Consider the following 6166-nt stretch of genomic DNA (forward strand, 5'->3'; position numbering starts at 1 on the left):
TAGTTGTATGGCATCAACTAACTATTGGAGGTGTCCGTTCTGAATCGGCCCAACTCGCATCGGGAGATCCTCGAAGCGCTGTCCGGCATCTGGGTAGCGCTGCTGGTCGCGATCCTCAGCTCCACCATCGTCTCGAACGCACTCCCGACGATCCTGGCCGAGCTCAAGGGCACCCAGACCCAGTACACCTGGGTCATCACGTCGATGCTGCTCGCCTCCACCGCCAGCACGCCGCTGTGGGGCAAGTTCGCGGACCTCTTCGACAAGAAGAAGCTCCTGCAGGCCGGCATCGTGCTGTTCGTGGTCGGCTCGGTCCTGTCGGGCCTCAGTCAGAACATGGAGCAGCTCATCGCCTTCCGCGTCGTCCAGGGCCTCGGCATGGGCGGCGTGCAGGCGCTCGGCCAGGTCGTGGTCGGCGCGTTGCTCAGCCCGCGTGAGCGCGGCCGGTACAGCGGCTACACCGGCATGGTGATCTCCGCTGGGACCGTCGGCGGGCCGCTGGTCGGCGGGTTCCTCGTCGACTGGCCCGGCTGGCGCTGGTGCTTCTTCATCTGCGTGCCGCTGGCGCTCGTCGCGCTCGCTGTGCTGCACAAGACGCTGCACCTGCCGGTGAAGAAGCAGCACGTGAAGATCGACTACTTGGGCGCCACGCTCATCACCGGCGGCGTGAGCCTCGTGCTCATGTGGGTGTCGTTCGCGGGCAAGAACTTCGCCTGGTTCTCCGGGGAGAGCGCGTTGTTCGCCGGTGGTGCCGCCCTGGCGATCATCACCGCGTACTTCGTCGAGCGGCGGGCGTCGTCCCCGGTCATCCCGCTGCACCTGTTCAAGAACCGCACGGTCGTCTTGGCGATGCTCGGTGGCATCGCGGTCGGTACGGCGATGTTCGGCGCGTCGGTGTTCATGGGGCAGTACTTCCAGATCGCGCGCGGGTTCTCACCCACGAAGGCGGGGCTGCTCACGGTGCCGTTGGTGCTGGGGCTGAGCATCTCCTCGACGGTCAGCGGGCAGCTCATCGCCAAGAGCGGCAAGTGGAAGAGCTACCTGGTCTGGGGTGCGTTCTCGCTGGTCATCGGCCTGGCGTTGCTCGGCACGATCGACCACCGCACGAACCTGACGCTGATGGGCGCGTACCTGCTGCTCGTGGGTGTCGGCGTGGGGCTGACCATGCAGAACCTCGTGCTGGCCGTGCAGAACGGCGTGGGGATGTCCGACCTGGGTGCGGCCAGCTCCACGGCCACGTTCCTGCGCTCGCTGGGAGGAACGGCCGGCGTCTCGGTGCTGGGCGCGGTGCTCGCCGCCCACGTGAGCACGAAGACGCTCGACCGCGGCTCCTTGTCCCCAGTCGTGCGGGACTCCTACGGCGATGCGATGGGTGAGCTGTTCCTGATCGCCGCGGGTCTCGCGGTCTTCACGGTGATCGCGGTCCTGCTGATCAAGGAGCAACCGCTGCGGGACTCCGTGGATGTCACCCCAACGGGTTCTGGTGCACAGACGGTCGCCACTGAACCTGATTCACCTGTGGATACTGAACAGCGGATTGTGGATAACCTGGCCCCCGCTGTGGACAAGCTGTTGGTACGAATGAGTGACGGTGATCAGGAGGTCGCGGCGCGTTCGGCTGCGCTGCGTTCCACGCAGAACTCGTTGCCCTCGGGGTCGCGCAGGGTGACCCAGCCGGTGCCGTCCGGCCTGCGGTGATCCTCGAAGAGCGTCGCGCCGATGCCGACGAGGCGCTCGACCTCCTCGTCGCGGGTGCCGTCGGTCGGCTGCAGGTCGACGTGCAGGCGGTTCTTCAGCTCCTTGTCGTTCGGGACGTTGATGAAGAGGTAGTTGATGCCGCTCGGCAGCGTGACCATGCACTCCGGATCGCCGGGGTTGTCGTCCGGGTGCAGCGGCAGGTTCAGCACCTGGCCCCACCACGAGGCGATCGCGTAGGAGTCACGAGCGTCAACGGTGACGTTGTGGATGATTGAGGTCATGGGGCTGATCTTCGCCTAGCCTGGGTGAACCGCCGCCCGAATTTCGGGAAAGGGCGCGTTCCATGAGGCTGTTGGTTCCAGCCGCACTCCTGGCTTCCCTGCTCGTACCGGGCACCGCACAGGCCGCTCCGTGCACAACGGTGGCCACTGACGCGGCGCTGGCCGAGGCGGTCGGCAAAGCGGGTGCGTGTGTGGTCGTCGAGGACGGCACGTACGCACCGGTCACGATCGCCGCGGACGAGGTGCACCTGAAGGCGCGCAAACGCTTGGGTGCAGGGTTCACCTCCGGGACCGTGATCGTCACGGGTTCGGGTGTCACCGTCGAAGGCTTCACGTTCACCGGCAGCGCCAACTTCCGGCTCGACAACACGGTCGGCTCGCGGATCACCCGCAGCCTGTTCCGGTCGTCGGCCGCGGAGTTCGTGCAGGTCCACGGGCAGAAGGGCGATCGCAACAGAGTCGACCACAACGAGCTGGGCCCGAAGGCGCAGCTCGGGCACATGATCCAGATCGGCAAGAACCCGTTCACCCCGACGAACACCCTCGTCGACCGCAACCACCTGCACGACCTGGCGTCTGGTGTGCAGGGCGGCGAGGCGTTGCGCGTCGGCGGGTTCGGGCCGCCCGGCGACTACTTCCACGCGCACACGGTGTTCGAGTACAACCTGTTGGTCAGGCTGTCCGGAGACGCCGAGGTGCTGTCGTTGAAGAGCTCGGCCAACACCTTCCGCTACAACACCGTCCGCGAGTCGGCGGGCGAGATCAACATCCGCGCCGGGCAGGCCAACGTCATCCACGGCAACTTCGTGTTCGCCGACGGGCTCAAGGCCGCGCACGGCATCCGGCTGAGCGAGGACGACCACGTCATCACGGACAACTACGTGGAGACGCTGGAGGACGCGTTCCTGCTGTTCGCGGGCGACGAGAAGCCCGGCGACCCGCCGCCCGGTGTGCCGCCGTCGGGTCCGTTCACCGGGCACGCGCAGGTGCGCAAGGCGGTCGTCACCGGTAACTCGTTCATCGCGTCCGCCGGCCGGGGCGTCGACTTCGGCGGTGGGGTGAAGCCTCCGGAGGACCTCACCTTCGCGAACAACCTGGTCAGCGCCGTTGGTGGCCTTGGTGTCGGCAACGCGGCCACTGTCACCGCGCCTGTCTACGGTGGCAACCTCGTGTGGTCGCCATCGCCGGGTGTCTCCGGGCCGGGCTTCCTGCTGGCGGATCCGGCGCTGGTGCGGGGTTCGCACGGGTTGCTGGAACCGGCGCGAGCCGCGTTGCGGGCCGGCGTGCGCGGCTACGGCAAGTTCGACGTGCTGGGACGCAACCGCTTGTCCCCGCCCGACGTTGGGGCTGTGGAGGCGTCGAGCTGGTCACGGCCTGTTCGTCGGCCGTTGACCGTGAGTGATGTGGGCCCGTTCTCATAGTTGAGCGGAACACGCTCAACTTTTCTGACGTTGTGCAGGATGATGGTCCATGCTGGAGGCTGACCACGAGGTGGAGGAATGGACGCTTTCAACCCGACGACGAAGACTCAGCAGGCTGTTTCCGCAGCTGTGCAGGCGGCGACCCTCAACGGCAACCCGGACGTGAGTTCGGCGCACCTGCTCAGCGCGCTGCTGGCCCAGACGGACGGGTTGACCGCGCCGTTGCTCTCCGCGGTGGGCGCCGACCCGACGCTCGTGCGCAAGGAGTTGGAGCAGGTCTCCCGCTCCCTGCCCAGCGCGTCGGGCTCGACGGTCTCCGCTCCGCAACTCTCGCGCGACGCCGTGCGGGTGCTCGGCAGGGCACAGGAGCTCGCCACCGAGATGGGTGACGAGTACGTGTCCACCGAGCACCTGCTCGTCGGGCTCGCACAGCACGGCGGTCAGGTGGCCGACCTGCTGCGCCGCCACGGTGCGACGCCGGACGCTTTGAAGGACGCCTTCGAGAAGGTGCGGGGTTCGGCGCGCGTGACGTCGCCCGATCCCGAGGGCACCTACAAGGCGCTGGAGAAGTACGGCGTAGACCTGACCGAACGTGCCCGCAAGGGCGAGCTCGACCCGGTGATCGGCCGGGACGCCGAGATCCGCCGCGTCGTGCAGGTGCTGTCGCGGCGCACCAAGAACAACCCGGTGCTGATCGGCGAGCCCGGCGTCGGCAAGACGGCGATCGTCGAGGGCCTCGCCCAGCGCGTGGTGGCGGGTGACGTGCCGGAGTCGTTGCGCGGCAAGCGGGTCGTGTCCCTGGACCTGGGCTCGATGGTCGCGGGCGCCAAGTACCGCGGTGAGTTCGAGGAGCGGCTCAAGGCCGTCCTGAAGGAGATCACCGACTCGGCCGGCCAGGTCATCACGTTCATCGACGAGCTGCACACGATCGTCGGCGCGGGCGCGACCGGCGAGTCGGCCATGGACGCCGGCAACATGATCAAGCCGATGCTGGCCCGCGGTGAGCTCCGGATGGTCGGTGCCACGACCCTGGACGAGTACCGCGAGCACATCGAGAAGGACGCCGCCCTGGAACGCCGCTTTCAGCAGGTGCTGGTCGGCGAGCCGTCGGTGGAGGACACCGTCGGCATCCTGCGCGGCTTGAAGGAGCGTTACGAGGTGCACCACGGCGTGCGCATCACGGACGCTGCTCTTGTTGCTGCGGCTACTTTGTCCGACCGCTACATCACCGCGCGCTTCCTGCCGGACAAGGCGATCGACCTGGTCGACGAGGCCGCTTCCCGGCTGCGCATGGAAATCGACTCGCGGCCGGTCGAGATCGACACCGTCGAACGTGCCGTTCGCCGGTTGGAGATCGAGGAGATGGCGCTGGCCAAGGAGTCCGACGCGGCGTCGCTGGAACGCCTTTCGGCTCTGCGCGCCGAGCTGGCGGAGAAGCGCGAGACGTTGTCCGCGCTGACGGCCCGGTGGCAGAACGAGAAGGGCTCCATCGACCGCGTGCGCTCGTTGAAGGAGCAGCTGGAGTCGTTGCGCGGCGAGTCGGAACGTGCCGAGCGCGACGGCGACCTCGGTCGTGCGGCAGAGCTCCGGTACGGCCGGATTCCCGCGCTGGAGAAGGAACTCGCCGTGGCGGCCGAGTCCACCCAGGACTCAGCCGCGATGCTGAAGGAGGAGGTCGGCCCGGACGACGTGGCCGACGTCGTCTCGGCGTGGACCGGCATTCCGGCCGGCCGTCTGCTGGAGGGCGAGACCGCGAAGCTGTTGCGGATGGAGGACGAGCTCGCCCGCCGGGTCGTCGGCCAGGCCGAAGCCGTGCGAGTGGTCTCCGATGCCGTGCGGCGCACCCGTGCCGGCGTCGCCGACCCGGACCGTCCGACCGGCTCGTTCCTGTTCCTCGGCCCCACCGGCGTCGGCAAGACCGAGCTGGCCAAGGCGCTGGCGGCATTCCTGTTCGACGACGAGCGGGCGATGATCCGCATCGACATGAGCGAGTACTCCGAGAAGCACTCGGTGGCCCGCCTGGTCGGCGCGCCTCCCGGCTACGTCGGCTACGACCAGGGCGGCCAGCTCACCGAGTCGGTCCGCCGCCGCCCGTACTCCGTGGTGCTGCTGGACGAGGTCGAGAAGGCGCACCCGGACGTGTTCGACGTGCTGCTGCAGGTGCTCGACGACGGCCGCCTGACCGACGGCCAGGGCCGGACCGTGGACTTCCGCAACACGATCCTGGTGCTCACGTCGAACCTGGGCTCTCAGGTCATCGCCAACCCGTCGCTGACCGAGGTGGAGCGCAAGGACGCCGTGATGTCGGTGGTGCAACGGCACTTCAAGCCCGAGTTCCTGAACCGGCTCGACGACGTCGTGGTGTTCCACGCGCTGGCGACCGAGGAGCTGACGTCCATTGTGGACATACAGATCGCTCGCCTGGCCGACCGCCTGGCCGCTCGCCGGCTTTCCCTGGACGTGACTCCGTCGGCGCGCGATTGGCTGGCGTTGAACGGTTTCGACCCGGTGTACGGGGCTCGGCCGTTGCGCCGGCTGGTGCAGTCGGCGATCGGTGACCAGCTCGCGAAGGAGCTGCTGGCCGGTGAGGTGCGGGACGGCGACACGGTTCGGGTCGACGTGCTGGACGACAACTCGGGCTTGATCGTGGGCCGCACTGCGTGACCTTCGTGCGGTTCGAAGCGGCCCTGCCGGATCGGCAGGGCCGGCGGCGTTCAGCGGTTCACGTCGAGCACGGCGCGCGTGAACGCCTCCGGCGCCTCCTGC

At 68.1% G+C, this 6166-nt stretch carries 4 protein-coding genes; 3 read left to right on the forward strand and 1 reads right to left on the reverse strand.

All coding sequences use genetic code 11. The annotated features are described in order from the left end of the window. Positions 1-30: 30 nt before the first annotated feature. The gene (locus ABZX92_RS14730) at positions 31-1698 is read left to right on the forward strand and encodes an MDR family MFS transporter (RefSeq protein ID WP_355558444.1); all 1668 of its coding nucleotides are present in this window, start codon (positions 31-33) and stop codon (positions 1696-1698) included. Here ABZX92_RS14730 and ABZX92_RS14735 read toward each other — a convergent pair. After that, the gene (locus tag ABZX92_RS14735; RefSeq protein ID WP_355558447.1) at positions 1596-1979 is read right to left on the reverse strand and encodes a VOC family protein; all 384 of its coding nucleotides are present in this window, start codon (positions 1977-1979) and stop codon (positions 1596-1598) included. The genes ABZX92_RS14730 and ABZX92_RS14735 overlap by 103 nt on opposite strands. 62 nt (positions 1980-2041) lie before the next feature. Between ABZX92_RS14735 and ABZX92_RS14740 the strand changes: the two genes are divergently transcribed. Together ABZX92_RS14740 and clpB are read left to right on the forward strand one after the other, a co-directional pair. Continuing rightward, entirely contained in the window at positions 2042-3400 is a 1359-nt protein-coding gene (locus ABZX92_RS14740) for a chondroitinase-B domain-containing protein (protein ID WP_355558450.1), read from the forward strand. A gap of 78 nt (positions 3401-3478) precedes the next feature. Continuing rightward, positions 3479-6064 (forward strand): ATP-dependent chaperone ClpB, encoded by a 2586-nt coding sequence (gene clpB / locus ABZX92_RS14745; protein ID WP_355558453.1) that lies wholly within the window; start codon positions 3479-3481, stop codon positions 6062-6064. Positions 6065-6166: the final 102 nt, after the last annotated feature.

The sequence above is a fragment of the Lentzea sp. NPDC006480 genome (assembly GCF_040611995.1).
In the GTDB taxonomy this organism is placed as follows: Bacteria; Actinomycetota; Actinomycetes; order Mycobacteriales; family Pseudonocardiaceae; genus Lentzea.

What these genes read in the sequence shown, in the direction of transcription:
- ABZX92_RS14740 (WP_355558450.1), top strand. Translation starts at nt 2,042, where the DNA reads ATGAGGCTGTTGGTTCCAGCCGCACTCCTGGCTTCCCTGCTCGTACCG.
- ABZX92_RS14735 (WP_355558447.1), bottom strand. Translation starts at nt 1,979, where the DNA reads ATGACCTCAATCATCCACAACGTCACCGTTGACGCTCGTGACTCCTAC.
- clpB (WP_355558453.1), top strand. Translation starts at nt 3,479, where the DNA reads ATGGACGCTTTCAACCCGACGACGAAGACTCAGCAGGCTGTTTCCGCA.